The 25,282-nt window shown below is 65.3% G+C and carries 25 protein-coding genes and 1 pseudogene; 8 read left to right on the top strand and 18 right to left on the bottom strand.

The genetic code is table 11. The features are described 5' to 3' along the window. Window position 1: 1 nt before the first annotated feature. From P9217_RS03320 to P9217_RS03305, 4 genes are all read right to left on the bottom strand, one after another. Window positions 2–901, bottom strand: coding sequence for a DMT family transporter (locus P9217_RS03320; RefSeq protein WP_082954141.1), 900 nt, complete (start codon window positions 899–901; stop codon window positions 2–4). 55 nt (window positions 902–956) lie between these two features. Then, window positions 957–1,853 carry a DMT family transporter gene (locus P9217_RS03315; RefSeq protein WP_278086662.1) on the bottom strand — a complete coding sequence of 299 codons (897 nt, stop codon included), beginning with the start codon at window positions 1,851–1,853 and terminating at the stop codon, window positions 957–959. 141 nt (window positions 1,854–1,994) lie between these two features. Continuing rightward, a complete protein-coding gene (locus P9217_RS03310) occupies window positions 1,995–3,497 on the bottom strand; it encodes a peptidase S10 (protein WP_278086663.1) in 1,503 nt (500 codons plus the stop codon). Between the two features lie 118 nt (window positions 3,498–3,615). Continuing rightward, a complete protein-coding gene (locus P9217_RS03305) occupies window positions 3,616–4,092 on the bottom strand; it encodes a VOC family protein (RefSeq protein ID WP_278086664.1) in 477 nt (158 codons plus the stop codon). A gap of 239 nt (window positions 4,093–4,331) precedes the next feature. On the opposite strand from P9217_RS03305, the pseudogene P9217_RS03300 reads away from it, so the two are divergent. After that, a pseudogene (locus P9217_RS03300) lies at window positions 4,332–4,430 on the top strand (OsmC family peroxiredoxin); the annotation flags it as partial. Window positions 4,431–4,518: 88 nt separating this feature from the next. On the opposite strand, the gene P9217_RS03295 reads toward P9217_RS03300, so the two are convergent. The 14 genes from P9217_RS03295 to P9217_RS03230 form a co-directional block, all read right to left on the bottom strand. Then, window positions 4,519–4,743 carry a hypothetical protein gene (locus P9217_RS03295; RefSeq protein WP_067001363.1) on the bottom strand — a complete coding sequence of 75 codons (225 nt, stop codon included), beginning with the start codon at window positions 4,741–4,743 and terminating at the stop codon, window positions 4,519–4,521. Window positions 4,744–4,873: 130 nt separating this feature from the next. Continuing rightward, entirely contained in the window at window positions 4,874–5,515 is a 642-nt protein-coding gene (locus tag P9217_RS03290; RefSeq protein WP_278056785.1) for a hypothetical protein, read from the bottom strand. Between the two features lie 76 nt (window positions 5,516–5,591). Then, on the bottom strand, window positions 5,592–6,335 hold the full coding sequence (locus P9217_RS03285) for an SDR family NAD(P)-dependent oxidoreductase (protein ID WP_278086665.1): 744 nt from the start codon (window positions 6,333–6,335) through the stop codon (window positions 5,592–5,594). Window positions 6,336–6,362: 27 nt separating this feature from the next. Next, entirely contained in the window at window positions 6,363–7,844 is a 1,482-nt protein-coding gene (gene purF, locus P9217_RS03280) for an amidophosphoribosyltransferase (protein WP_067330243.1), read from the bottom strand. 129 nt (window positions 7,845–7,973) lie between these two features. Continuing rightward, on the bottom strand, window positions 7,974–8,654 hold the full coding sequence (locus P9217_RS03275; RefSeq protein WP_095800084.1) for a CvpA family protein: 681 nt from the start codon (window positions 8,652–8,654) through the stop codon (window positions 7,974–7,976). A gap of 27 nt (window positions 8,655–8,681) precedes the next feature. Continuing rightward, window positions 8,682–10,100, bottom strand: coding sequence for a DNA repair protein RadA (gene radA, locus P9217_RS03270; RefSeq protein ID WP_278086666.1), 1,419 nt, complete (start codon window positions 10,098–10,100; stop codon window positions 8,682–8,684). 230 nt (window positions 10,101–10,330) lie between these two features. Beyond that, the gene (locus P9217_RS03265) at window positions 10,331–11,821 is read right to left on the bottom strand and encodes a replicative DNA helicase (protein WP_067330253.1); all 1,491 of its coding nucleotides are present in this window, start codon (window positions 11,819–11,821) and stop codon (window positions 10,331–10,333) included. A gap of 269 nt (window positions 11,822–12,090) precedes the next feature. Next, window positions 12,091–13,056: a small ribosomal subunit Rsm22 family protein gene (locus P9217_RS03260; RefSeq protein ID WP_278086667.1), complete on the bottom strand. Its 966-nt coding sequence runs from the start codon at window positions 13,054–13,056 to the stop codon at window positions 12,091–12,093. Window position 13,057: 1 nt separating this feature from the next. Then, window positions 13,058–13,381 (bottom strand): YnfA family protein, encoded by a 324-nt coding sequence (locus P9217_RS03255; protein ID WP_127246213.1) that lies wholly within the window; start codon window positions 13,379–13,381, stop codon window positions 13,058–13,060. A 71-nt stretch (window positions 13,382–13,452) separates the two neighbouring features. Continuing rightward, on the bottom strand, window positions 13,453–14,736 hold the full coding sequence (locus P9217_RS03250) for a cyclopropane-fatty-acyl-phospholipid synthase family protein (protein WP_066995637.1): 1,284 nt from the start codon (window positions 14,734–14,736) through the stop codon (window positions 13,453–13,455). Between the two features lie 230 nt (window positions 14,737–14,966). Continuing rightward, window positions 14,967–15,551, bottom strand: coding sequence for a 50S ribosomal protein L9 (gene rplI, locus P9217_RS03245; protein WP_095779181.1), 585 nt, complete (start codon window positions 15,549–15,551; stop codon window positions 14,967–14,969). A 207-nt stretch (window positions 15,552–15,758) separates the two neighbouring features. Next, complete coding sequence (gene rpsR, locus P9217_RS03240) at window positions 15,759–16,007, bottom strand: 30S ribosomal protein S18 (protein ID WP_006203718.1); 249 nt, start codon at window positions 16,005–16,007, stop codon at window positions 15,759–15,761. Beyond that, window positions 16,007–16,501: a 30S ribosomal protein S6 gene (rpsF, locus tag P9217_RS03235; RefSeq protein ID WP_066995640.1), complete on the bottom strand. Its 495-nt coding sequence runs from the start codon at window positions 16,499–16,501 to the stop codon at window positions 16,007–16,009. Before rpsF ends, rpsR begins: the two co-directional genes overlap by 1 nt. A gap of 360 nt (window positions 16,502–16,861) precedes the next feature. Continuing rightward, window positions 16,862–18,808: an LTA synthase family protein gene (locus P9217_RS03230; protein ID WP_082954121.1), complete on the bottom strand. Its 1,947-nt coding sequence runs from the start codon at window positions 18,806–18,808 to the stop codon at window positions 16,862–16,864. A 257-nt stretch (window positions 18,809–19,065) separates the two neighbouring features. Here P9217_RS03230 and fabD point away from each other — a divergent pair, with 257 nt between their 5' ends. The 7 genes from fabD to P9217_RS03195 all read left to right on the top strand — a co-directional run bounded on the left by fabD (window position 19,066) and on the right by P9217_RS03195 (window position 25,277). Next, window positions 19,066–20,007 (top strand): ACP S-malonyltransferase, encoded by a 942-nt coding sequence (gene fabD, locus P9217_RS03225; RefSeq protein ID WP_278086668.1) that lies wholly within the window; start codon window positions 19,066–19,068, stop codon window positions 20,005–20,007. 28 nt (window positions 20,008–20,035) lie between these two features. After that, window positions 20,036–20,302, top strand: a complete 267-nt coding sequence (locus P9217_RS03220; protein WP_127216608.1) for a ribbon-helix-helix protein, CopG family — start codon at window positions 20,036–20,038, stop codon at window positions 20,300–20,302. Between the two features lie 10 nt (window positions 20,303–20,312). Next, window positions 20,313–21,050, top strand: coding sequence for a 3-oxoacyl-[acyl-carrier-protein] reductase (fabG, locus tag P9217_RS03215; RefSeq protein WP_278086669.1), 738 nt, complete (start codon window positions 20,313–20,315; stop codon window positions 21,048–21,050). 314 nt (window positions 21,051–21,364) lie between these two features. Then, window positions 21,365–21,601 carry an acyl carrier protein gene (locus P9217_RS03210; protein ID WP_006203723.1) on the top strand — a complete coding sequence of 79 codons (237 nt, stop codon included), beginning with the start codon at window positions 21,365–21,367 and terminating at the stop codon, window positions 21,599–21,601. A 34-nt stretch (window positions 21,602–21,635) separates the two neighbouring features. After that, window positions 21,636–22,898, top strand: coding sequence for a beta-ketoacyl-ACP synthase II (gene fabF / locus P9217_RS03205; RefSeq protein WP_067330280.1), 1,263 nt, complete (start codon window positions 21,636–21,638; stop codon window positions 22,896–22,898). Between the two features lie 103 nt (window positions 22,899–23,001). Further along, the gene (gene mltG / locus P9217_RS03200) at window positions 23,002–24,231 is read left to right on the top strand and encodes an endolytic transglycosylase MltG (protein WP_127216282.1); all 1,230 of its coding nucleotides are present in this window, start codon (window positions 23,002–23,004) and stop codon (window positions 24,229–24,231) included. A gap of 155 nt (window positions 24,232–24,386) precedes the next feature. Continuing rightward, a complete protein-coding gene (locus P9217_RS03195) occupies window positions 24,387–25,277 on the top strand; it encodes a YicC/YloC family endoribonuclease (protein WP_127242093.1) in 891 nt (296 codons plus the stop codon). Window positions 25,278–25,282 lie beyond the last annotated feature (5 nt).

The following is a 25,282-nucleotide window of genomic DNA, read 5'->3' as shown; positions in this document are numbered from 1 at the left end:
TTTACGAACGCGTCGATTTGGCTCTCGACCAGTCGCGTGCGGCGTGCGCGAAAACCGCGCAAAGCACGATCGCGCCGCCGACGATGCTGGCCAGCGGCGGGAATTCGCCGAGGAACAGCAAGGCGAACAGGATGGCGAACGGCACTTCGGCCGAGCCGAGCAGGCCGGATTCGGCGGCGGGGATAAGCCGCGAACCTTCGGTCCACAGGATCGAGGCCAGCGCGAAGGAGCAGCCGAAGGTGGCAAGCAGCACCATATCGCGGGTCGAAACGGCAACCGGGTCGGTGACGAACCAGCCGAGGACGAAGAGCAGGAAGGCCGACACCGCGCCGGCCCAGACGACGGGCGAGTCGCGAAAGGCGCGCACCATGATCATGTAGAGCGCGCTGCCGGTGGTCATCAAAAGCGCCAGCCCGTCGCCGAACAGGTGGCCGCTGCCAAAGCCGCCGCCCACCATGACGGCGACGCCGCATAGCGACACGGCCGCCGCCAGCATCGTCTGCAGCCGGAATTTTTCCCGCACCAGCAGCAAGGCAAGCAGTGCGGCTATGAAGGGTGAGGTGGCGTAGATCACCGCGACATTGGCGACATAGGTGTATTTGAACGCCGCGATGAAGGCGATGCTGGCGGCAGCCCCCTCGACCGCAAGCAGCCAGCCGCGCCAGCCGAGCCTGAGGCTCTCGCGCCCGCCCGAGCGGCGGCGGCGCCACAGCACGTAAAGAGCAATCAGGATCGAGCCGAAGAAGCCGCGCCAGCAGGTGATGGTCAGCGGATCGGCATGGATCGACTTGGTCAGCACGCCGGTGAGCGCGAAGGCGACGGCCGAGGCCGAGACCAGCACGACACCCAGCATACGCTCGGCTGTGGCGTCGGCGGTGCCCTTGGCAAGCTTTTCAGGCATGTCGACCGTATCCGTCATGGCATCAGACTATGCCGCTCGTGCTGACAGCCTTCTGTCATGAGTCCTCGACCCGTTTGCGGAAATGCTCGTTGCCGACGATCAGCAGGCCGGCGCCGATGATCAAAGCCGCGCCCGTGAAAACTTCGGTTCTCGGCACGTCGCCCCAGATGGCGAAGCCCAGCGCGAACGCCCAGACCAGCGAGGTGTATTCGAATGGCGCCACGATCGACACCGGCGCCCGTTTCATGCCCTCGAACAGCATGTATTGCGCGACGCCGCCGAGCGCGCCGACGCTCATGAGAAGCATGAGTTGCGGCGCGTCGGGCATGCGCCACCAGATCAGCGCCGGCACCGCCGAAAAAAGCAGGAAGTAGAAATTGTTGAGCACCAGCTGGATCGTCGTGCGCTCCTGCATCGCGGTCTTGCGCAAGAGCACCACGGCGATGCCCCACAAAAGCGCTGCCGCCAGCACAAGCAGCACCGGCACGGAGAAGCCGAGACGCGCCGGGTCGCAGGCAATGAAGACGCCAACGAATCCGACGAACACCGCCGCCCAGCGCAAGAGCGGCACGGTCTCGCCCAGCATCACCACTGAAAGCACGGTGACGATGATCGGCGCGGCGTAGTAGATGGTGGTGAGCTCGGCGAGCTGCAGCGAGCGTGCCGCGTTGTAGTAGCAGAGCCAGGCCGCGAGCGTGAACGCGCTGCGCACCAGCATCGGCCGCACGATGGGCGAGTTTACGGTGTCGGCGAACAGCGTCCGTCTGCCGATCGCGCCGCAGGCGGCAAGGACGGTGACCGAGCGGAAGAACATGATCTGCCACACCGTCATGCCGGCCACCAACAGCTTGATCGAGGCGTCCTGCGCCGAAAACAGGAAATAGGCGGCCGCGGTGAACAGGATGCCGGCCAGCACCCTTTCGCGGCTTTCGAGGACGACGACATCGGCCATGCGGTATCGATTTGCCAGCGTGGAGGCGGCTCCGCCCCATCGGATCCACTTCTGCCAGCTATACGGGCGAAAGCTTCCACCGCGCTGTTCCAGCGCGGCGCTTGCGTTGGGGCAGAGCCCTCGTGGCCGATCGAGAAGCGCTTACTGCGTCGCCTGGTAGAGCTCGGAGGCTGCCTCCTTCAGCGCGCGCCTTCCGTCGGGCCTGAGGTACATCATGTGGCCGCCCTCCACGACATCGAGCCGGATCGGTTTGGCGTCGGCGAGCGAGGGAAGCTGGTTCACCAGATAGCGCGAAGCGAGATAGGGCGTCACCAGGTCGGTATAGCCGTTGACGATGACCACGCCGAGCGAGGGGTTGAGCGAACGCGCCCGCTGCAGGTCGTTCATCGCCCCGGCATAGCCTTGCCCCGAGGTGCCGTACTCCCAATTGCGACTGATCTCGCCGTTGAGCAGCCGGTAGCTGACATCCGTGCGATAATTCAGTTCGTTACGGGCGTAAGCGACAAAGGCCGAGGTCAGCACCGGCACACTGCGGTCAAGCACCGGGTCCGGGCCTTCCATGCGGGCGCTGCCCGGCGAGATATCGGCGGTGCTGATCGTGGCATCGTAAGGGCTGAGCACCTTGCCCTTGGCGCGCTGGAACTCGCGGGTGAACAGGCCGGTAGGGACACGGGCGAAATTGCGCTCGACGAGATCGAGCGGCAGGCCGGTGATTTCCGCCACGCGCCCGCTGGCGAGCTTGCCGCCTTGCTCCAGCCCGCTGGCGAGAGCCGTCAGATAGTCGCCAAGCGCATAGCGTTCGACCTCGGCCAGCCTGTCGCGCAGCGCCTCGCCGCTGACGCCGTCGGCGCGAAGCCGCACCGCCGCCAGCGAAGGCAGTTCGAGCGCCCAGTGCAATTGATCGAATTGGTCCGGCCGCACCAGCATGAACTCCAGCGCCGGCGAGATCAGCACGATGCCGGAGGGGCTCAAGCCGACATCCTCCTGCAGCGTCCTGGCGAGCAGCGCGGCGCGAAAGCCGCCATAGCTTTCGCCGGCGAGGAAGAGCGGTGAAGCGGTGCGGCCGTTCTGCGCCAGATAGAGCCGTATGAAAGCGCCGACCGAGCTGGCGTCCTGGTCGACGCCCCAGAACCCTTTCGTGTCCTGGCCCGGCGCTTCGCGGCTGTAGCCGGTGCCGACCGGATCGACGAAGACGAGATCGGTCATGTCGAGCCAACTGTCCGGATTGTCGATGAGCCTTTGTTGCGGCGGCAGGAATTGGCCGTCGGCAGCGGTCGCAACGATGCGCGGGCCAATCGCGCCGAGATGCAGGTAGGCGGAGGCCGCGCCCGGCCCGCCGTTGAAGACGAAGGTGATCGGCCGCTCTTTGGCCGGGGCAGGCGACTGCTGCGTGTAGGCGACGTAGAAGATCTCGGCCGTGACCTCGCCCTTGCCGGAAAGCAGCGACAGCGTGCCGGCCTTGGCCTGGTAGTCGAGCTTGCGCCCGCCAAGGGTGATCGAATGCTCGGTGACCTGCGGCGGCGGCAAAAGCGACAACACGCCGCCGGCCGGCGCCGGCCGTTCAGGTGTTTCGGCGCCGACTGGCTGCGCAAAGGCTGTGAGCGCCAGGAGGATGAAGGGCAGGAGCTTCAACTTGGACCGCATGCGACCTCCGCGGGAATGACCCCCGCAAAGGTATGGCCGGGGCGGCCGAAGTCAAAGGGGATAGGCTTGGCGCTGCGTTGGAACTTCGATCTCTCCCGTCGCGGGGAGATTGGCAGCTTCACCCCCCAAACGCTCGCTCCAGCGCCGCGACATCGATCTTCACCATGCCCAGCATCGCCTCGGTGGCGCGTTTGGCGCGTTCGCGGTCGGGATGTGCGGCCATGTCGCCGAGGATTTTTGGCACGATCTGCCAGGACAGGCCCCAGCGGTCCTTCAGCCAGCCGCATTGCTCGGGCTTGCCGCCATTGCCGAGAAAGGCGTTCCAGATGCGGTCGATCTCGGCCTGGTTATCGAGCTCGACGAGGATCGAGAAGGAATGGTTGAACGGATCGAGCGGACCGGCTTCGAGCGCGACGAAATTCTGGTCGTCGAGCACGAATTCGATGATCTTGACGCTGCCGGCGGGGCCGCTCGGATTGTCCGCCGGCACATCGGTCGTGCGGCCGATCGCTGAATTGGGAACGGTGGCGACATAGAATTCCACCGCTTGCCGCGCGTCCTTTTCGAACCACAGATGCGAGGTCACCTTGGCCATGCTGGATCTCCTTCCTGTCTGGCAACGGCCCAAGGACGATCGAGTTTCGCTCGACCCGACAGGGTATCTCGCTTTCGAGTTTGGAAATCGGCGACGGTGTCGTCCGATGCCCGGCGGGGCAGAGGCGCGCTGTCCCGCCAGCATCTCCGTGCTGTCAAGGCACCGAAAACTGCGGAAGGGATGCAAATGGACGCCACCGCATCTGCAGGCACCGCTGAAGGAGGCTCGACCAGGTCAAGGCGCTGATCACACTCGGGGCCAGAGGCAGGCTCGACGGTCAGTTGATCGCCTGCAAGGTGGAGGCGCTTACGGTGGCGGAACTCCATTCGGCGACAGGAGCCGGCGCGCCACGCGCGACGACCCCTTCCGGCCGCTTCCCGGCCACTTCCTCCTCACAAGGGCTCACGAGGGGGAGATCAGCTGGCGCTACTGTGCCGATGGCACTTCCGCATCCCCTTCGTCGGTGAAAGGCGAGGCGCTCGGCACGCACTGCACGGCCCAACCCTGCGGCGTCGGCTGCTTCTGATATTCGGCAATCGCGTTGGTGCACTGTTCGCGGGTGTCGAAGGTGCTGGGCAGCACCGCCATGCCGCCCTGCGGGCCGGCGATCACAAGATACCAGACCAACGCTACGCTGGGGGTGGCAGCCATGGGAATTCCTCTTTGCTGGATGTCGGAGTCGGGTCGATGCTAGCAACTCCCAGCAAATGGCGAAAGCAGGGCGGCGGCATACGCTCCCCCGCCCTGGTCACAGACCCGTGAACGACCGCTGGCCGGACGCTTATTCGACAGCGAAGCAGTAGAACAGGCCGTCGCCGCCCGTGCCTCTCAGCGCCTCCTGGCTGCAGCCGCCGCGCGAAGCATGTGAGGAATTCCACGACTTGGCCGCGGCCGATTCGTCGAGGCCGACTCGGTCGTGATGGCCCGTCATGGCCGCCCCTTCCGTGCCGCTCATCGTCCAGTCGCCGCAGGTCTGGTCGGCGATCTTGGTGCCATCGGGCTTGGAGCCGGTCAGCACGTCGTGGCGGTTGGGCTTGTCGCCGCGGCCGTTGACGACTTCGCCCTTCTCGGTAAGCGCCGTCTGCTTGCTGATGGCGTTGGCGTCGCTGTGCAGCGAGGCGACGTCGTCGGCGATCTTCTCGCCCTTGGCATTGAACCAGGGACCCTTGCCGATGCGGTCGCGCGCATCCTCGGCGCTGGAGGAGAGATAGGCGTGCCAGGTCTTGCCGGTGACACCGGCCGCTTCTGCCAGCGAGGCGCAATGCGCGTCCGCACCCTTGAGGCCGCCGAGATCGGCGCCCTTGCCGGAGCCGACGCTGGTGACGAAGAAGCTCATCTTGGCGTCTTGCGACAGGGCCGCGCCTGCCGTGGCGGCGAGTGCGGCGGTAATGGCGGTGGCGGCAACGAGAAGAAGTCTGCGCATGTCGGTCCTCCGGTTTCGAATGTTCTACATTCGAAGAACGTAGCGGGAGGCCTGTTTCATCCGCCTTGAGGCAGGTTTATTCCGGTTGCCGATAGGCGACGAAACAATTGCGCCTGGCCTGGAAGATCAGCCCGGTTTCCTTCAAGTCCGGGCTTGCCAGCGGCACGATGCGTTTGGCGATCTCGGACGGATGCGGCAGCGTCTCGGGATCCTCGCCCGGCATGGCCTGAGCGCGCATCGCGGTGCGGGTGGCGCCCGGATCGGCGGCGTTGACCCGAAGCGGCAGGCTCTCGGTCTCATGCGCCCAGGAGCGCATCATCGTCTCCACCGCGGCCTTGGAAGCCGCGTAGGGCGCCCAGAAGGCGCGCGCCGAGTGCGCCGCGTTGGAGGACATGATGATCGCGCGTCCGGCGTCGGAGAGCCGAAGCAACGGATCGACCGAACGGATCAGGCGCCAGGTCGCGGTGACGTTGACGGTCATTACCTTATCGAAGGTTTTTGCTTCGACATGGCCGATCGGCGAGATCACCCCGAGTATACCGGCATTGGCGACCAGGATGTCGAGCTTTCCCCAGCGCTCGTGGATCGCGCCGCCCAGCCGGTCGATGCCCGCCATGTCGGCGAGGTCGAGCGGCACCAGCGTGGCCTGTCCGCGGCCGTCGGCCTTGATCGCATCGTCAAGCTCTTCCAGCCCGCCGACGGTGCGGGCGACCGCGACGACATGCGCGCCGGCGGCGGCCAGTTCCCTGGCGATGAAGTAACCGATGCCGCGCGAGGCGCCTGTGACGACCGCGACGCGGCCGGAAAGGTCGAGGGTCATGTGAGGGATTCCGTGGGGTGGACCGGCTTACGACCCGCCGCTCGCCAGCAGCGACAGCGTGCGCACGTTGTCGTGGCCTTCGAAGTCGAGCAGGCGGGTAGGGTACTGGCCGGTGAAGCAGGCGTCGCAGAATTGCGGCTGGTCGTTGTCGCGGCGCGCCTCGCCGACGGCGCGGTAAAGCCCGTCGATCGACAAAAACCCGAGCGAATCGACGCGGATGAACTCGGCCATCTCCTCGACCGACATGCGCGATGCCAGAAGCTTCGATTTCTCCGGCGTGTCGACGCCGTAGAAGCACGATGCGCTGGTCGGCGGCGATGCGATGCGCATATGCACCTCCTTCGCGCCGGCGTCGCGCACCATCTGCACGATCTTTTGGCTGGTGGTGCCGCGCACGATGGAATCGTCGACCAGCACCACGCGCTTGCCCTCGATCATGCGGCGGTTGGCGTTGTGCTTGAGCTTCACGCCCATGTGGCGGATGGAATCGCCCGGCTGGATGAAGGTGCGGCCGACATAGTGGTTGCGGATGATGCCAAGCTCGAAGGGAATGCCCGCGGCCTGGCTGAAGCCGATCGCGGCCGGCGTGCCGGAATCCGGCACCGGCACGACGATGTCGGCCTCGACCGGGTTCTCCTGCGCCAGCTCCGCGCCGATGCGCTTGCGGACCTCATAGACGTTGCGGCCCTCGACCGAGGAATCCGGCCGCGCGAAATAGACATATTCGAAGATGCAAAAGCGGGTCTTCTGCGGCTCGAACGGGAACAGGCTCTCGATGCCCTTGGAGGTGATGACCACCATCTCGCCCGGCTTGATGTCGCGCACGAAACGAGCGCCGATGATGTCGAGGGCGCAGGTTTCCGAAGCGAGTATCCAGGCGCCGTCGAGGTCGCCGAGCACCAGCGGACGGATGCCGAGCGGATCGCGGCAGCCGATCATCTTCTTGGCCGTCATCGCGACCAGCGAGAAGGCGCCCTCGACCTGACGAACGGCGTCGATGAAACGCGAGTTCAAATCGCGCTCCTTGCTGGTGGCGACCAGATGCAGCAGCGTCTCGGTGTCGGAGGTGGAGGAGAAGATCGAGCCCTGTTTCTGCAATGCGCGCTGGACGGTGAGCGCATTGGTGAGGTTGCCGTTATGGGCGACGGCAAGGCCGCCTTCGGCCAACTCGGCGAAGAAGGGCTGGATGTTGCGCAGGCCCGCGCCGCCGGTGGTGGCGTAGCGGGTGTGGCCGATGGCGCGGTTGCCCTGCAGGCGATCGATGACGTTCTGTTTGGTGAAGGTGTCGCCGATCAGCCCGACATGACGCTCGACGTGGAACTGGGTGCCGTCATAGGAAACGATGCCGGCGGCTTCCTGACCGCGATGCTGGAGCGCGTGAAGCCCGAGTGTGACGATGGCTGCCGCGTCCTGCCGGCCGAAAATGCCGAACACGCCGCATTCGTCATGGAAATGGTCATCGGCCTCGGCGGAAGGGACTTTGCCTGCGTCTGCCGTTGAGTCTGCCATCTGGGGCTCAAGCTCCGCTAAAACCGCCATATAGGGCGATCGCTCATCGAACGCAACGCATGCGATGCCGCATCCATAACATGCCCCAGGCCAGTGACGGAACTGGCCTGGTTTCAGTTTGCCGGCGCCTCAGTTTGCCGGCGCCGGGGTGGCGGGAGCCGGGGCGGGGGCTGGAGCCGGCTCATTGTCGGCCGGCGCTGCGCCTTCGCTGTCGTCGGGCGCCGTCGCGCTGTCGTCGCCGGTCGCCGGCGGTTCGGCCGCGGGCTGGTCGGTGGTCGCCGGCGCGCCGGCCTGGGGCGTGCCCTTACGCGTGTATTTGTTGACCAGCTCTTCCGTGTTCTCGGGCAGCACGCTTTCGAGCTTGGCGCCGATCGTCTCGAGCAGCGGCCGGGACTTGGCGTTGGCAACCCAGGCGGGCGCCTTGGCGCCGGCCAGCCAGTTGAAGAACAATAGCGCCACCGCGACGACCAGGATGCCGCGCGCCGCGCCGTAGAGGAAACCGAGCGTGCGATCGAGCGCGCCGATGCGCGAATCGATGATCCAGTCGGCGATCTTCATGGTGATCACCGAGACGACGATCAGCGCGATGACAAAGACGATGCCGGCCGCCGCGGCCATGGCGATCTTGTCGTTGTCGACATAGGGCTGAACGTAGGGCAGGACCGGCTTGTAGAAGAAGAAGGCCGCCGCCGCCGCCGCTGCCCACGACACCACCGACAATACTTCGCGGGAAAAGCCGCGCACCATGGCAAGCATCGCCGAGACCAGGGTGAAGCCGACGAGAATTCCGTCAAGCAGCGTAATCGGCATGTCTTTCGCCCCACATCATGAGCTGCATCACTCCCCCTCGTCGGCGCGACTGCGCCGTGAGCCGGCTATGCGCGCCACCAGGTCGGCAAGCTCGGTGGGTTGGAAAGCGCCGGCCGCGATTCCCCCGGCCCCATTACCGCCAACGACTTCCTCGCTGCCGAGCGGCAGCACCGCGCTTCCGAAACCCAGCTTTTCGGCCTCTTTAAGGCGCTGCTGCGCATGCGCAACCGGCCTTACCGCGCCCGAAAGGCTGATTTCGCCGAAATAGACGCAATCGGCGGGAAGGGCAAGACCGGTGAGCGACGAAACCAATGCTGCGGCGACCGCGAGATCGGCCGCCGGTTCCGAGATGCGGTAGCCGCCGGCGACATTGAGATAGACGTCGTGCTGGCCGAAGCGGACGCCGCAATGCGCTTCCAGCACCGCCAGCACCATGGAGAGCCGCGCGCCGTCCCAGCCGACGACGGCGCGGCGCGGCGTGCCGAGCGAAGAGGGCGCCACCAGCGCCTGGATCTCGACCAGCACCGGCCTTGTGCCTTCCATGCCGGCGAAGACGGCGGCGCCGGGCGACTTCGCATGCCGCTCGCCGAGGAACAGCTCGGACGGATTGGCGACCTCGCGCAGGCCCTTGTCCGACATCTCGAAGACGCCGATCTCGTCGGTCGGCCCAAAGCGGTTCTTCACCGTGCGCAGGACGCGGAAGTGGTGGTTGCCTTCGCCCTCGAAATAGAGCACGCCGTCGACCATGTGCTCGACGACGCGCGGGCCGGCGATCTGGCCTTCCTTGGTGACATGGCCGACGAGCACGATCGCGGCGCCGGTGGATTTCGCATAGCGGATCATCGCCTGGGCGGCCGCGCGCACCTGGGTGACCGTGCCGGGCGCCGAATCGGCAAGATCGGTCCACAGCGTCTGGATGGAATCGAGGATCACCAGGTCCGGCCGCTTGCCGTCGGCGATTGTCGCGAGGATGTCCTCGACATTGGTCTCGGCGGCGAGTTCGACCGGCGTCGAGGCGACACCGAGGCGCTGAGCACGCAGCCTGATCTGCGCGACAGCTTCCTCACCCGAAACATAGACGATGCGGTGGCCTTTCGAGGCCAAAGCGGCTGCGGCCTGCGTCAGCAGCGTCGACTTGCCGATGCCGGGATCGCCGCCGACCAGAAGGGCGGAGCCGCGCACGAAGCCGCCGCCGGTGGCGCGGTCGAGCTCGCCGATGCCGGAGACGATGCGCGGCGCGTCCTCGATGTCGCCGGCCAGGCTGGTGAGCACCACGGCGCGGCCCTTGCGCACATTGCGGGTGTTGGCCGGCCCCGAGCCGATGCCGCCCGCGGTGCCTTCCTCGACGAGCGTGTTCCACTCGCCGCAGGCGTCGCATTTGCCGGCCCAGCGCTGATGCACCGAGCCGCAATTCTGACAGATGAACTGAACGCGCGATTTGGCCATTAGCGTTGGGCCGATCGCAAATTTTCGAAGGCCGGCGTTCCCGCCCACCCCCCTCTGGCCTGCCGGCCATCTCCCCCGCAAGGGGGGAGATCAGCAGCTTGGCCGCCGGCGCTCTTCTTGCAACGGCGGTGATTGGCGAAGGTCGTGGCAACAGCCAATCTCTCCCCTTGCGGGGGAGATGTCCGGCAGGACAGAGGGGGGTGTGACGGAGCGCTGACGTGGGCCAAAAACTACTCAAACCTCTCCGGCAAATGATGCTCCTCGGCCAGGTCCGAGAACCGCGTGAATTCGCCATGGAAGGCGAGGCTGACGGTGCCGGTCGGTCCGTGACGCTGCTTGGCCACGATGCACTCGGCCTTGCCGCGCGCCTCGTTCATCTCGTTTTCCCACTTGATGTATTCGTCGGTGCCGAGCTTCGGCTCGCGGTTCTTGAGGTAGTATTCCTCGCGGTAGACGAACAGCACCACGTCGGCGTCCTGCTCGATCGAACCGGATTCGCGCAGGTCCGAGAGCTGCGGCCGCTTGTCGTCGCGGCTTTCGACCTGACGCGACAGCTGCGACAGCGCGATGATCGGCACGCCGAGCTCCTTGGCTAGAGCCTTCAGGCCCGTGGTGATCTCGGTGATTTCCTGCACGCGGTTCTGCGAGGCGCGCGCGCTCGAGCCCTGCATCAGCTGGATATAGTCGATGACGATCAGGTCGAGGCCGCGCTGGCGTTTCAGCCGCCGCGCCCGCGCGGAGAGCTGCGCGATCGAGATGCCGCCGGTCTGGTCGATGAACAGCGGGATCTTCTGCATCGTCTGCGAGCAGGCGACCAGCTTCTCGAAATCCATCTCGGAGATCTCGCCGCGGCGGATCTTCGATGACGAGATTTCGGTCTGCTCGGAGATGATGCGGGTGGCGAGCTGTTCCGACGACATTTCGAGCGAGAAGAAGCCGACCACGCCGCCATTGGCCGCCTTGAAGGTGCCGTCGGCCTGCTGCGCCGGTTGATAGGCCTCGGCGATATTGAAGGCGATGTTGGTGGCCAAGGAGGTCTTGCCCATGCCGGGGCGCCCGGCAAGCACGATCAGGTCGGAAGGCTGCAGGCCGCCCATGCGGCGGTCGAGATCGCGCAGCCCCGTGGCGATGCCTGACAGATGGCCGTCGCGCATATAGGCGGCGTTGGCCATGTCGACGGCGGTTTTGACCGCGTCGTTGAAGCTCTCGAAGCCGCCGTCGTAGCGGCCGGTCTCCGCGAGCTCGAACAGGCGCCGCTCGGCGTCCTCGATCTGCTCCGAGGGCGACATGTCGACCGGCGCGTCATAGGCGATGTTGACCATGTCTTCGCCGACGGTGATCAGCGCCCGGCGCGTGGCGAGGTCGTAGATGGCGCGTCCGTAATCGGCGGCGTTGACGACGGTGACCGCCTCGACGGCGAGCCGCACGACATACTGCGCCACCGTCATGTCGCCGACCTTCTCTTCCGCCGGCAGGAAGGTCTTCAGCGTGATCGGCGTCGCGATCTTGCCCATGCGGATGAGCTCGGCCGCGACCTCGAAGATCTTGCGGTGCAGCGGCTCATAGAAATGCGCGGGCTTGAGGAAATCCGAGACGCGGTAGAAGGCGTCGTTGTTGACCAGAATTGCGCCAAGCAGCGCCTGCTCGGCCTCGATGTTGTTCGGTGCCTCGCGGTAGAGCGGTTGCTCCGCCACGCCGAGCTTGCGCGCCGCTTCAGCCATGATGTCCCCGATTTCGATCCCGCTTCCTCGATATCAGAACTGGAAAAGTCGGTGCTGACTTATCTGCAACAGTGAGGTTCCAACCGGCTTCGATGCTCGCGATTCACAACCGAAATTTTTCCGTGGAAAGAATCGTCATTGACTCGAATCGAAGTGCGCAACCCTAGCGGGCCTCGAACGAGAACAAAACAGGAAAATGCGATGCCGGCTATGTCAGTCGTGGCAAGCTTGTCTGCGCCGTGTCGCCTCGCCCCTGAATCACAAGCGGCTCAGCCAAGCGTGTCGCCCCAGTCCGCCCGCCTCGCCGCCTTGAAGACATCGCCGTCGCGCTTGCTGGAGAGGCGCTCGCCGGCATGGCCGTTGGGCTGGCAGAGCTTGAGCACGACTTTGCCCGAACCGCCCTTTGGCGGCGCGATCACCCGTGACGCGCGCGCCGGCGCCGGCAGACGTGAGGCGGCGAGGTAGATGAACTTCTCGTCCTCCCACGGCACGTCGGCGTCCTTGGCGAGCCGATGCAGCCGCGAACGCGCGACGCGGCGCGAGAAATGGCACCAGTCTGGCGGAGCGAGCGGGCAGGGCGCCTCGTGCGGGCAGGGCGCCGAGACATGCGCGCCGGCTTCGATGAGCTGCCGGCGCGCGGCAAGGATACGCTGCCAGCCGGCCGGCGTGCCGGGCTCGACGATCAGCAGCGTGTCGGCAGTCAATCGCCAGAGCCGGTCGACGAGTTTTGGCAGCGAGGCCGGCGCGATCTCGTCGAGCACATAGGCGACGCTGATCAAGTCCGCAGGGTCGAGACCGTCGAGATCGATGGTGGCGTCGCCGGCTACCCAGCTCGCGCGGGCAGCGATCGCGCCGGCGGCCAGCGACTGGCCGACCTTGCGCACCGCGGCGCTTGCCTCGACCAGAACCGCCCGTTCGAGCTCCGGCCAGGTATCGGCCGTGGCCCAAAGCATGGTGCCAGGCCCTGCGCCGATATCGAGCAGGCTTTTCGGCTGGAAGTCCGGACGGGCGTCCGCCAGCGCGTCCAGGCAAGCGCGAACGGCGGCATAGGTGGCGGGCAGCCTGGTCGCCAGGTAAGCCTTCACCGCCATGTCTTCGCCCATATGCAGGCGGCCGTCACGCAACTCGGCGCGATAGCGTTCCGAAAGCGTTCTCGCGGCCTGTTTCAGCGCCGGCAGCGGTACTTTTTCGAGCAGGCTGTCGACGCCTTGCCGGAGCGCGGTGGGCAGTTCCAATTCAGGCTCCTCTTGGCGCGAGCAGGATCACCGAGGCGCCGACGATCGAGAGCGCGGCGCCGGCGAGGTCGAAACGGTCGGGGCGCACGCCTTCGGCTAGCCAAAGCCAGCCGAGCGAAGCGCCAATGTAGATGCCGCCATAGGCGGCGTAAGCGCGACCGGCGGCGCTCGTGTCGACCAGCGCCAAAAGGAAGCCGAACAATGCCAGCGACGCCAGACCTGGCACCAGCCAGAGCGGCGACTTCCCCAGCCGCCACCAGGCCCAGAAGCAAAAGCAGCCGGCGATCTCGGCAAGTGCCGCCGCGATGTAGATCAGGTAGTTCATGAAAAAGGCCTCGCGAACGAGACCTTTTTCGTGGCGTCGGGCCGCAATGGCAAGCGGCAATCGCCGCCGTTCTATTCCACCTTCTTGCGGCGGGTCGGCTTGACGGCGGGCGTCGCCGGCTCCTGATGGCCGAGGTCGCGCAATTCCAGCGCCTTCTCGCATTTGGCCATATAGTCGCGCGTCATCGGCAGCGTGTCGTTCTTCTTGGCGATCTGGAACTGGAAGATCACCAGGTCCTGCCAGCGGAAGGCGGCTTCCGAGGCCGCGAGGTAGAACTCCCACATGCGGCAGAAGCGCTCGTCATAGATAGCCTTAGCCTTGTCGCGGTTGGCGGCAAAGCGCTGGCCCCAATGCTTCAGCGTGTCGGCGTAATGAAGCCTGAGAATCTCGATGTCCGTGACGATAAGGCCTGATTTCTCAATCGCGGGCAGCACTTCCGACATCGACGGGACGTAGCCGCCTGGGAAGATGTATTTGCGGATGAAGGCGCTGGTCGCCCACGGCACGCCGGACCGGCCGATGGTGTGGAGCAGCATCACGCCGTCGGGCTTGAGCAGCGTCGCCGCCTTGTCGAAGAAAGTCCGGTAGTGGTTGACGCCGACATGCTCGAACATGCCGACCGAGACGATGCGGTCGAAGCGTTCGTTGAGCGCGCGATAATCCTTGAGGTCGAAATGCGCGCGGTCCTGCAGGCCCAGTGCATGTGCGCGGTCGGTGGAGACGCCCTGCTGCTCGGTGGATAGCGTCACGCCCTGCACGTCGACGTCGAAGGCCTTGGCGAGATAAAGCCCGAGGCCGCCCCAGCCGGAGCCGATATCGAGCACCGTCTGGCCGGCTTTGAGTCTCAGCTTGGCGGCGATGTGGCGCTTCTTGGCGACCTGCGCTTCGTCTAGCGTCATGTCGGGCTGTTCGAAATAGGCGCAGGAATACTGCATGTCCTCGTCGAGGAAGAGCTTGTAGAGTTCGCCGGAGAGGTCGTAGTGGCGCTGCACGTTGCGGCGAGATCTCGACGCCGTGTTGATCTGCTGCAGGCGGCGGAAGGCATGGCGCAGACCTTCGATGGCCTTCGACCAGGTCACGTCGATGCCGCCGCTGCCCATGTTCTGGAAAGCGATCCGCATCACCCCGAGGACGCCGCCCTCGGGGATGTCCAGTTCGCCATCCATATAGGCTTCGGGCACGGCCAGCATCGGATCGAAGGTGATCGCGCGCTCGGCATGCATGGTCTTGATGTGGATGTGTACCGGTTCGCCGCTGCCGTCGCCGAACTTATGCGTCGTGCCTTTCGGCCCGGTCACTTTGAGGTCGCCGGTCCGCACCAGCCGTTCGAGAACGTGTTTCAACAGGATGTTCATGACCAAATGTCCCCTCAGACGGACCATCCGGCAGTCGGACCGAATGCCAAATCGAAAGTGCCACAGCGCATCGCCCGCGTCCAATCGACGCGCCACGCCGTAATCTGCAACAAGATATAGGGATCAGAAAAGTTCCTATTGGCACAAAAAAGCCCGGGTCGAAGACCCGGGCGTTGGTCCAGTCGGCGCTGGACGCAGGAGGAGCCGGAGCGCGGCTCCTGCCTTGTCGATCAGGCGTTGTCCTCGCCGCCTTCGAATTCGGCGTTCGGATCGAAGAAGTTTTCCGGCCGGGCGTTGTCGTTGATGTCTTCGCCATAGATGGCTTCGGCCGTCGTCAGCGTCTCGCCCTTGGCCTGGCGCTCCGCCTCATCGGCCGAGCGGGCGACGTTGAGCGTCACCGTGACCTCGACTTCAGGATGCAGCGCGATCGCCACGTTGGAGAGGCCGATGGTCTTGATCGGCTGGTTGAGCTCGATCTGGTTGCGGCTGACGGAGAAGCCCTCGGCGGTCAGCAGTTCGGCGATGTCGCGGGTCGACACCGAGCCGTAGAGCTGGCCGGTCTCGCCGGCCGAGCGCACGACGATGAAGCTCTTGCCGTCGAGCTTCTCGGCGATCTGCGCAGCCTCCGACTTGCGCTCGAGGTTGCGGGCTTCGAGCTGGGCGCGCTGGCCCTCGAACTTCTTCTTGTTGGCTTCGTTGGCGCGCAGCGCCTTGCCCTGCGGCAGCAGGAAGTTGCGGGCGAACCCATCCTTGACCTTGACGGTTTCGCCCATCTGGCCGAGGCGGGAAATGCGCTCGAGGAGAATGACTTCCATGGTTTCGTTCCTTTGGTTGGCGCCATCGCGGATGACGGCGGATTCTTTGGGAACAGGTCAGGAAGCAAATGGCGTCTTCGCCGGTGTCGCTGTCCTGCCTGTTTCGGCAGTTAGAGGTTTATGGCCTCAACTCGGGATTTGAGCCTGCCCGTCGCGGCGCCCGTCGCCGTGGGCCGAAGCGGGCGGCAAGCCGCCCACATCAATAGCTTAGCGAACCACGTAGGGCAGCAGGCCGAGGAAGCGGGCGCGCTTGATCGCCTTGGCGAGCTCGCGCTGCTTCTTCTGGCTGACGGCGGTGATGCGCGACGGCACGATCTTGCCGCGCTCAGAAATGTAGCGCTGCAGCAGACGCACGTCCTTGTAGTCGATCTTCGGAGCGTTGGCGCCGGAGAACGGGCAGGTCTTGCGGCGGCGATGGAACGGACGCCGGGTCGGGATCTGGTTGATGTCGACCATTATTCTGCACCCCCTTCAACGTTTTCGCGCGGGCGGCGCGGACCACGGTCGCCGCCATCACGGTCGCCGAACGAGCGCGGGCCACGGTCGCCGCGGTCGCGGTCGCCGAACGAACGCGGGCCACGGTCGCCACGGTCGCGGTCGCCGAAGCCGCCGCGCTCGGAGCGCTCTTCGCGCTTCTGCATCATCGCCGAGGGGCCTTCCTCATGCGCCTCGACCTTGATGGTGAGGAAGCGCAGCACGTCTTCCGACAGGCCCATCTGGCGCTCCATTTCGTTGAGCGCGGCTGGCGGGCAGTTGATGTCCATCAGCGTGTAGTAAGCCTTCCGGTTCTTCTTGACCCGGTAGGTGAGGGACTTCAGTCCCCAGTTCTCGATCCGGCCGACCGATCCGCCATTGGCGGCGATGACGCCCTTGTACTGTTCGACAAGCGCATCAACCTGCTGCTGCGACAGGTCCTGCCGGGCAAGAAACACATGTTCGTAAAGAGCCATTATGTTTTTCTGCCTTTCTTCGTTTCTCTCACCGGCCCTCGCGGCTAAGCCTCTGCAACTTGTCTGACCCGGTCGCAAAGGCGCGCGGGGAAGAAAGGAGCATCACGAGACGGTCGAGAGCGGAGACACGGGAGGCCCAAAGCGCTTCTGGCTTCATGACGCGGCCCTCTAAGGCCACGGCCCTCCGTTCAGCCCCCAGCAAGGACCGGCAGATTGCCGGCGTCTATACAGCAATTCGTGAGGAAGGCAAGGGCGGCAGAGAGGGCCAGCGGCTCCGCAGTGTCGCAGGCCTGGCGGCGCTTGTGGGAATTGGCTGACCCGCCGGCCGCAGGTCAGCCATTTCGTCGGAAGGCGATCCACTCAGCTCATATGCGCGACGAGCGGGACTACCGTCTCGGGGAAGAAGTCGGGCGCGACCCGGCGCTTGCCGAACATCATGTCGTACTGGATCAGCCGGAAATCGTTGATCTTCGGATCGATCTTCTTCTGCCGCGCCCAGTCGGGCGTCGCCTCGCCGGAGGGCGACAGCAAAAGGTTGCGGTCAACCACCCGGTAGTGCTCGCGCAGCGCGCCGAGGAAGCCGGTGTAATAGGGGTGGGTGATCCCGGCCGTGGTAAGGATATGATAGGGCAGGAAGGCGGGGCTCACCGAGCCCAGATTCTCGACCGGACCGGAGCGGTTCGACCAGATGATCAGCGGCGTGTCGTGATGCTCGAGCGCCGCCTCGGGCGTCGGCTCCTTGCGCGGCGCGACATTGTCCTTGAGGAAGCCGGTCTCGACATAGACGGGGCCGAGCGGCGGCAAGTGGTCGCCGAAGAAGGCGATGATGGTCGGCCGCTCGCGCTTCTTCGCCCAGTCGATCAGGCGCTGCAGGCCGCGATCGGCGTCGGCCGACCCTTCGGCGTAGGAGAGCAGCGATTCCCGCGCCCAGGTGCTGATCGGCGCGTCGACGCTATGTGTCGGATTGTAATAGCGGTAGGGCTCGTAGGGCCCGTGGTTCTGCAGGCTGACCGCGAACAGGAATACCGGCCCGTCGCTGGCATCGGCCTCGCGCATGATCTCGTCGGTCATGGCCGCGTCGGAGGCCAGCGGCCCGCGCTTCTCCATCGGCGGCAGCGTCTCTTCCGAGCGGAAGTCGCTGAAGCCGAAATCGGCGTAGACGGCGCCCCGGTTCCAGAACCAGTTGGTGCCCGGGTGGATGGCGCGCGCCCTATAGCCTTCGCTCTTCAGGAAAGTCGCCAGCGACGGCGTCGGCGTGCGCACATATTGCTGATAGGGAATCGAGCCCGCCGGCAGGAAGGCGTTGGAGAAGCCGGTCAGCGCCTCGAACTCGATATTGGCGGTCATGCCGCCGAATTCCGGCGAGAACATCGAGCCCGAGCGCAGCGCGCGCACCGTCGGGATCGGATCGGGCTTGATGCTGACGCCGGGGAGCTCCGTCGGATCCCAGAAGGATTCGCTCATCACCACGATGATATCGGGCTTCTGGTCGGGCACCGAGGCGGCAACCCCGGGACGCGCGATCGCATCCATCGTCTTCTCGGAATAGCCGGGCGGGGCCGAGACATGCGCCATCGGCACGTTGAGCGCGAAGGCGAGCGCGAAGCCGTTGGAGGCATAGTTCTCCTTCTGGTCCCACATGATCGGGATGATCTGCAGCCTGTCGCGCGTCCACGAGAAGGTGGCGTAGTCCATGATCGAGACGAAGAAGGCGAGCAGCGGCACGGCAAGCGTCAAGCGCGCCAGCCGTCCCTTGCGGCTGAGGATCGGCACACGCCGGCGCCAGAGCCGCCAGCCATAGACGAGCAGCGCGAGGCTGGCGACGATCGCCGCCGCAAGCAGCACGGCCGTCCAGGGGCGCTCGCGCACCAGAAGCGGCATCAGCGCCATGATCTGGCGGGCATAGAGGAAATCGGTCGGGTAGAGCGGATCGCCCAGATAGTGCGATTTCTGGTGACCGACAAAGGCCAATGCCAATGTCACCGGCGCGACGATCATCAGGCTTTGATGGCTGCGGCCGAGAATGGCGTCGAGCCCGATCAGCACCAGCGAAAAGACGATGATGGTGGTCCAGCCGGGCTTGAAGGGCTGCAGGAAGAAGTCGACGGTGCCGAAGAAGTCGCCGCGCACGATCCATTCGATGGCGAACACCAGAAGGGCGGAGGCAAGCAGCGTCGCCAGGCCGTAGCGGACAATCGGCCATCTGCGCCCCGGCAGATAGCCGGTGGACGGATCGTCTTCCAAAAATTGCGGCGCGGGTTTGGCCGCGCCTTTCCTGATCCTAGCCACTTTGCTTCCCCGGCCCATGTCACGCGTCTTCCACTCGCGTCACGCCACTGTCATCGAAATGTCACACAAAGCTAGCGCCTGTGGCGGAAATAAGAAGAGCCAGCAAACGATTCGTGAGCGGTTTTCATCAGGTGTGATCGCCAAAAAGCCTTTCAGAACAGGGAACTCGGCCGTTCTCCCGGCTGGAACAGCCGCTGAACTGGTGCTTGCGGGCTTGACTTGGCCGTCCGCCTTGCGCCAGAGGCAGGGAAAAACCAGCCGCTGGAGACGCTAACATGGCCGTCGCATTCACCTTTCCGGGACAGGGCAGCCAGGCCGTCGGCATGGGCAAGGACCTCGCCGATGCCTTTCCCGAGGCGCGCCGCGTCTTCGAGGAAGTCGATGAGGCGCTCGGCGAGAAACTGTCGAAGCTGATCTGGGAAGGGCCGGAAGAAACGCTGACGCTGACGGCCAATGCCCAGCCGGCGCTGATGGCGGTGTCGCTGGCGGCCGTAAGGGCGCTGGAATCGCGCGGTTTTTCGCTGAAGGACAAGGTGGCTTATGTCGCAGGCCATTCCCTCGGCGAATATTCGGCGCTTGCCGCAGCCGGCTTCGTTTCGGTGGCCGATGCCGCGCGACTGCTGCGCACCCGCGGTAACGCCATGCAGGCGGCGGTGCCGGCGGGCGAGGGCGCCATGGCTGCCATCATCGGGCTGGAGCAGGCTGATGTGGAAGCCGCCTGCGCCGAAGCGGCACAAGGCTCTGTCTGTCAGATCGCCAACGACAATGGCGGTGGCCAACTGGTGATTTCCGGCGCCAAGGCGGCCGTCGAACTGGCGGCGAAGCTCTGCACCGAAAGGGGTGCCAAGCGGGCGTTGATGCTGCAGGTCTCGGCACCTTTTCACTCGGCATTGATGATGCCGGCCGCCGATATCATGCGCGAGGCGCTGGCCGGGGTCGCGAAAAGCGCGCCAGTGGTTCCCATCGTCTCAAATGTTTCGGTCACGCCGACCAGCGACCCGGACGAGATCGCCCGCCGCTTGGTCGAGCAGGTCGTTGCCCGCGTGCGCTGGCGCGAGACGGTGGAATGGTTCGGCGCCAAAGGTGTCGCGACGCTTTACGAAGTTGGCGCCGGCAAGGTGCTGTCCGGCTTGGCGCGACGCATCAACCGCGATATCGCGACCGGCGCCATCGGCACGGCGGCGGAAGTCGAGGCGGCGCTGGCAACTTTAGCATAAACAGGGAACTCTTGCTGGCAGGTGCGGCATTCCTACTTCCATCCGTCTTTCTCCCGAAGTCGAGCATCGCCTCGACGATCTCGTGGCGATGACTGGTCGAAGCAAAGCCGAATACCTGCGTGACTTCGTTGAGCGTGGACTCGAAGATCTCGAGGACTATTACCTGGCTGCGGAAGTGCTGGAGCAGATCAGGCTTTGTGAAGAATCGGTCGTGAGCGCCGAGAACTTCTGGTATGGCCTGGACAACATGACAAATGCGGAACGAGGGTCGCTCGCGGGGCGTCCGGAAGAATGAGGTTGAAGCAATGTTCGAACTGACCGGCCGTAAGGCGCTCGTCACCGGCGCATCGGGAGGCATCGGCGAGGCGATCGCCAGGGTGCTGCACAGCCAGGGCGCGATCGTCGGCCTGCACGGCACCCGCGTGGAGAAGCTGGAAACGCTGGCTGGCGAGCTCGGCGACCGCGTAAAGCTCTTCCCGGCGGATCTGACCAACCGCGACGCGGTCAAGGCGCTCGGCCATAAGGCGGAGGCCGATCTCGAAGGCGTCGACATCCTGGTCAACAATGCCGGCATCACCAAGGACGGCCTATTCGTGCGCATGTCGGACGCCGACTGGGATTCCGTGCTCGAGGTGAACCTGACCGCCGTGTTCCGGCTCACTCGTGAGCTCACCCATCCGATGATGCGCCGCCGCCATGGCCGCATCATCAACATCACCTCGGTGGTCGGCCTCACCGGCAATCCCGGCCAGACCAATTACTGCGCCTCCAAGGCCGGCATGATCGGCTTTTCCAAGTCGCTGGCGCAGGAGATCGCCACCCGCAACATCACCGTCAACTGCGTCGCCCCAGGTTTCATCGAATCGGCCATGACCGACAAGCTCAACGACAAGCAGAAAGAAACCATCATGGCGGCGATTCCCACCCGGCGCATGGGCACCAGCGCCGAGGTTGCCTCGGCCGTCGCCTATCTCGCGTCCAATGAGGCGGCTTATGTCACCGGCCAGACCATCCACGTGAATGGCGGCATGGCGATGATCTAGGGTATTTGAGATTCAGGTGATGCCGGCCTGCAAACGGCGGCTTCCTGCGCTTCCGCTCCGGCCCTCGAAAGCCGCCATTTTCGGCTCGGCTTGAGTTGAATCTCACACACCCGGGCGACCGAGCCCCGGGCGCCTGTGAAAACAGCCATTTCGGCTTGGACGCCCGCTGTTTTTCGTGTAATGCGGCCGGCAACCCGGCGGTTCGGGCAAAAACCGGTCCTGTGGCGTTGCGTTTCCCACAAGACCATCTTTCAGCTTGATTAGCGGCATTCCGCCCGCTAACGAAGACAACACAACGTAAGACGAGGCCCCAAATGAGTGACACCGCAGAGCGCGTCAAGAAGATCGTCATCGAGCATCTCGGCGTCGATGCCGACAAAGTGACGGAGCAGGCGAGCTTCATCGACGATCTGGGCGCGGACAGCCTCGATACGGTCGAACTCGTGATGGCGTTCGAAGAAGAGTTCGGCGTCGAGATTCCAGACGACGCCGCCGAGACCATCCTGACTGTCGGCGATGCCGTGAAGTATATCGATAAGGCCTCGGCCTGAGGCTTTCCGCGGGTATCGCCGGGGAGGACCTGCGATGAGGCGAGTCGTCGTCACGGGCCTTGGCCTGCTTTCGCCGTTCGGCATGGGTGTCGAGCACAGCTGGAAGGAACTGCTTTCCGGCCGCAGCGCCGCCTGCCGCATCACCGAATTCGAGGTGGACGACCTTGCCTGCAAGATCGCCCACGTCATTCCGCGCGGCGACGGCTCGAACGGCACCTTCAATCCCGAGGCCGTGCTCGAGCCGAAGGAACTGCGCAAGATCGGCGACTTCATCCTCTACGGCATCGCGGCGGCCGACGAGGCGCTGGCAGATTCCGGCTGGAAGCCCGAGACGCATGAGGACCAGTGCGCCACCGGCGTGCTGATCGGTTCGGGCATCGGCGGCATCGACGGCATCGCCGAGAACGCGATGATCCTGAAGGAGCGCGGCCCGCGCCGCATCAGCCCGTTCTTCATCCCCGGACAGATCATCAACCTGGTCTCCGGCCAGGTTTCCATCCGGCACGGGCTGAAAGGCCCGAACCATGCTGTCGTAACCGCCTGCTCGACGGGCGCGCACGCCATCGGCGATGCCGCGCGGCTGATTATCTGGGGCGATGCCGACGTCATGGTGGCCGGCGGCGCCGAAGCGCCGATCACCCGGCTTTCGATGGCAGGTTTCGCCGCGTGCCGCGCGCTCTCCACCGAGCGCAACGATGCGCCCGAGATCGCTTCGCGCCCCTATGACCGCGACCGCGATGGCTTCGTCATGGGCGAGGGCGCCGGCGTCGTCGTCCTGGAGGAGCTCGAGCACGCCAAGGCACGCGGCGCCAAGATCTATGCCGAGGTCACCGGCTACGGCCTGACCGGCGATGCCTATCACATCACCGCCCCGGCCGAGGACGGCGACGGCGCCTTCCGCTGCATGGCGGCGGCGCTGAATCGGGCGAAGCTCTCGCCCGCCGACATCGACTACATCAATGCGCACGGCACCTCGACCATGGCCGACACGATCGAGCTCGGCGCCGTGGAGCGGCTGGTCGGCAATGCCGCTTCCAAGATCTCGATGTCGTCCACCAAGTCGTCGATCGGTCATCTGCTGGGCGCTGCGGGCGCCGCGGAAGCGATCTTCTCGATCCTCGCAATCCGCGACAACATTGCCCCCGCCACCATCAACCTCGACAATCCGGAACGCGAGACGGCGATCGATCTCGTGCCGAACAAGCCGCGCCAGCGCCAGATCGATGTGGCGCTGTCGAACTCCTTCGGCTTCGGCGGCACCAACGCCTCGCTCGTCTTCCAACGTTACGATGGCTGAACATTCAGCCTACCGGCAGGTCCGCCGCCTGCCGTCATTTTTGCCAAATTTGCCCCTACACTTCGGCTGGGGGATTCGTTGCAAGATCAGACGGTAGGGCGCCATGAATACAAATCCGGGCGGCGGTGGAGAATTCGGACAGCGTCAGGCGCAAGGACCGATCGTGCCCAAGACAGCCGCCGAGGCGCTGCGCCCCGAGGCCGGCACGCCGCCGCCGTCAAAACGCTCGCGCGCGTCGCGCAGCCAGGTCGTCGTATTCCTGAATTTCTTCCTTTCGTTGGTCATCCTGGTCGTGCTTGCCTCGGGTGCCGCACTCTATTTCGGCATGCAGGCCTTCATTGAGCCGGGCCCGTCCGCCAATGGCGACACCTTCATGGTCAAGCCGAACACCGGCGTTCAGGAGATCGCCGACCAGCTGGAGCGGCGCGGCCTGGTCAGCGATGCGCGCATCTTCAGGCTGGGGGTGCGTGCCACAGGCAACGATTCCGCGCTGAAGGCCGGCGAATACGCCATCAAGCCGCGCGCCTCGATGCGCGACATCATGGAGCTGTTCAAGAGCGGCAAGTCGGTAATGTATTCGCTGACCATCCCAGAGGGGCTCACGGTTGAGCAGGCGCTGCAGCGCGTGGCCGAGCAGGAGGCGCTGACCGGCGACATGCCGGCGGCCATGCCGCCCGAGGGCAGCATCGCGACCGACACGCTGCGCTTCACGCGGGGCGCCACCCGGCAGCAGATGGTCGACAAGCTGGTCGCGGACCAAAAGAAGCTGGTCGAGGACGTCTGGACGCATCGCGCGCCCGACCTGCCGATCGCCAATATGGAGGACTTCGTCATCCTGGCCTCGATCGTCGAGAAGGAGACGGGCAGGGGCGACGAGCGCTCGCGCGTGGCCGCGGTCTTCCTCAACCGGCTCGCCAAGGGCATGCGGCTGCAGTCGGATCCGACCATCATCTACGGCCTTTTCGGCGGCAAGGGCAAACCGGCCGACAGGCCGATCTATCAGTCCGACATCGAGAAGCAGACGCCGTATAACACCTATCTGATCAAGGGCCTGCCGCCGACGCCGATCGCCAATCCGGGCCGCGCCGCACTCGAGGCGGTGGCCAATCCGTCGAAGACCGACGACCTTTATTTCGTCGCCGACGGCAATGGCGGCCATGTCTTTGCCGCGACGTTGGAAGAGCACAACCAGAACGTCGCCCGCTATCGGGCGGTGCAGAAGAAGCAGGCCGATGCGGCGGCCAAGGCCTCCGGCCAGACGACGGCGCCGGCCACTCCCGACGACGGTGCCAGTGCAGGCGCCAGCGGCGAAAATGGCGACGCGGCCCAGTAGGCCGCGCTGATTGCCGGATCTGGCCCGCCTCCTTTGACGCCGGGCCGTATTCATGTTTTGAGGGGACATCCGACGCTGGCCAGAGGTCCGGCGTCTTGCTAGGGGCGCATGCTCGGGCAATCGCGCCGGGCCTGCGTCAAGGGGTGACACGCATCATGAACGTGCAGAGCATGACCGGTTTCGCGCGAGCCGTCGCTGAGCTCGACGGCACGTCGATCGCCTGGGAAGTCAAATCGGTCAACGGCAAGAGCGTCGAGGTCAGGCTGAGGCTGCCGCAGGGTTTCGACCGGCTGGAGCCCGCTGTAAGGCAGACCGTGCAGAAGCGCTTCGCGCGCGGCAATTTCCAGGCAACGCTGACTGTCGCGCGCGCCGCCGCCCAGCAGGCGCAGCCGGTGGTCAATGAGGCGTTCCTGAAGGACCTGGCGGGACTGGCCAAGCGCCTCCAGGAGCAGTTCGGCACCGCGCCGGCGACGGCTGACGGTCTGCTGGCGCTGCGCGGCGTGCTCGACATCCTGGAGACGGTCGAGACCGAGGAGGAGCGCGCCGCCCTCGACGCGACGATCCTGTCGGCGCTGGACATGGCGCTGGCCGGATTGGAGCAGGCAAGGCAGAGCGAAGGTGCCGCGCTGCGCAAGTTGTTGTCCGGCCATATCGACGCCATCGAGGCGCTGACGCTGAAGGCCGAGGCCGACCCGTCGCGCGAGCCGGCGGCGATCCGCGAGCGCATCACCGAACAGGTCCGCCTGCTGATGGATGCGTCGGCCAATCTCGACGCGGTCCGTCTGCATCAGGAAGCGGCCTTCCTCGCCACCAAGGCCGATATCCGCGAGGAGATCGACCGGCTGAAGACGCATGTCGCATCGGGCCGCGCGCTGCTTTCCAGCGGCGGCGCCGTCGGCCGCAAGCTCGATTTTCTGGCGCAGGAATTCAATCGCGAATCGAATACCTTGTGTTCCAAGTCGAATGCCGCCGCGGTCACCGCGATCGGGCTGGAGCTCAAGGCGGTGGTCGACCAGTTTCGCGAGCAGGTTCAGAATCTGGAGTGACGGGG

The sequence above is a fragment of the Mesorhizobium sp. WSM4989 genome, assembly GCF_029625795.1.
In the GTDB taxonomy this organism is placed as follows: Bacteria; Pseudomonadota; Alphaproteobacteria; order Rhizobiales; family Rhizobiaceae; genus Mesorhizobium.
The sequence above is the reverse complement of the archived record's forward strand: the minus strand, read 5'-3'. Positions and strand labels throughout refer to the sequence as shown.

Coding starts and splice junctions, on each gene's coding strand:
- P9217_RS03320 (WP_082954141.1), bottom strand. CDS start 901: ATGCCTGAAAAGCTTGCCAAGGGCACCGCCGACGCCACAGCCGAGCGT.
- P9217_RS03315 (WP_278086662.1), bottom strand. CDS start 1,853: ATGGCCGATGTCGTCGTCCTCGAAAGCCGCGAAAGGGTGCTGGCCGGC.
- P9217_RS03310 (WP_278086663.1), bottom strand. CDS start 3,497: ATGCGGTCCAAGTTGAAGCTCCTGCCCTTCATCCTCCTGGCGCTCACA.
- P9217_RS03305 (WP_278086664.1), bottom strand. CDS start 4,092: ATGGCCAAGGTGACCTCGCATCTGTGGTTCGAAAAGGACGCGCGGCAA.
- P9217_RS03295 (WP_067001363.1), bottom strand. CDS start 4,743: ATGGCTGCCACCCCCAGCGTAGCGTTGGTCTGGTATCTTGTGATCGCC.
- P9217_RS03290 (WP_278056785.1), bottom strand. CDS start 5,515: ATGCGCAGACTTCTTCTCGTTGCCGCCACCGCCATTACCGCCGCACTC.
- P9217_RS03285 (WP_278086665.1), bottom strand. CDS start 6,335: ATGACCCTCGACCTTTCCGGCCGCGTCGCGGTCGTCACAGGCGCCTCG.
- purF (WP_067330243.1), bottom strand. CDS start 7,844: ATGGCAGACTCAACGGCAGACGCAGGCAAAGTCCCTTCCGCCGAGGCC.
- P9217_RS03275 (WP_095800084.1), bottom strand. CDS start 8,654: ATGCCGATTACGCTGCTTGACGGAATTCTCGTCGGCTTCACCCTGGTC.
- radA (WP_278086666.1), bottom strand. CDS start 10,100: ATGGCCAAATCGCGCGTTCAGTTCATCTGTCAGAATTGCGGCTCGGTG.
- P9217_RS03265 (WP_067330253.1), bottom strand. CDS start 11,821: ATGGCTGAAGCGGCGCGCAAGCTCGGCGTGGCGGAGCAACCGCTCTAC.
- P9217_RS03255 (WP_127246213.1), bottom strand. CDS start 13,381: ATGAACTACCTGATCTACATCGCGGCGGCACTTGCCGAGATCGCCGGC.
- P9217_RS03250 (WP_066995637.1), bottom strand. CDS start 14,736: ATGAACATCCTGTTGAAACACGTTCTCGAACGGCTGGTGCGGACCGGC.
- rplI (WP_095779181.1), bottom strand. CDS start 15,551: ATGGAAGTCATTCTCCTCGAGCGCATTTCCCGCCTCGGCCAGATGGGC.
- rpsR (WP_006203718.1), bottom strand. CDS start 16,007: ATGGTCGACATCAACCAGATCCCGACCCGGCGTCCGTTCCATCGCCGC.
- rpsF (WP_066995640.1), bottom strand. CDS start 16,501: ATGGCTCTTTACGAACATGTGTTTCTTGCCCGGCAGGACCTGTCGCAG.
- P9217_RS03230 (WP_082954121.1), bottom strand. CDS start 18,808: ATGGGCCGGGGAAGCAAAGTGGCTAGGATCAGGAAAGGCGCGGCCAAA.
- fabD (WP_278086668.1), top strand. CDS start 19,066: ATGGCCGTCGCATTCACCTTTCCGGGACAGGGCAGCCAGGCCGTCGGC.
- fabG (WP_278086669.1), top strand. CDS start 20,313: ATGTTCGAACTGACCGGCCGTAAGGCGCTCGTCACCGGCGCATCGGGA.
- P9217_RS03210 (WP_006203723.1), top strand. CDS start 21,365: ATGAGTGACACCGCAGAGCGCGTCAAGAAGATCGTCATCGAGCATCTC.
- fabF (WP_067330280.1), top strand. CDS start 21,636: ATGAGGCGAGTCGTCGTCACGGGCCTTGGCCTGCTTTCGCCGTTCGGC.
- mltG (WP_127216282.1), top strand. CDS start 23,002: ATGAATACAAATCCGGGCGGCGGTGGAGAATTCGGACAGCGTCAGGCG.
- P9217_RS03195 (WP_127242093.1), top strand. CDS start 24,387: ATGAACGTGCAGAGCATGACCGGTTTCGCGCGAGCCGTCGCTGAGCTC.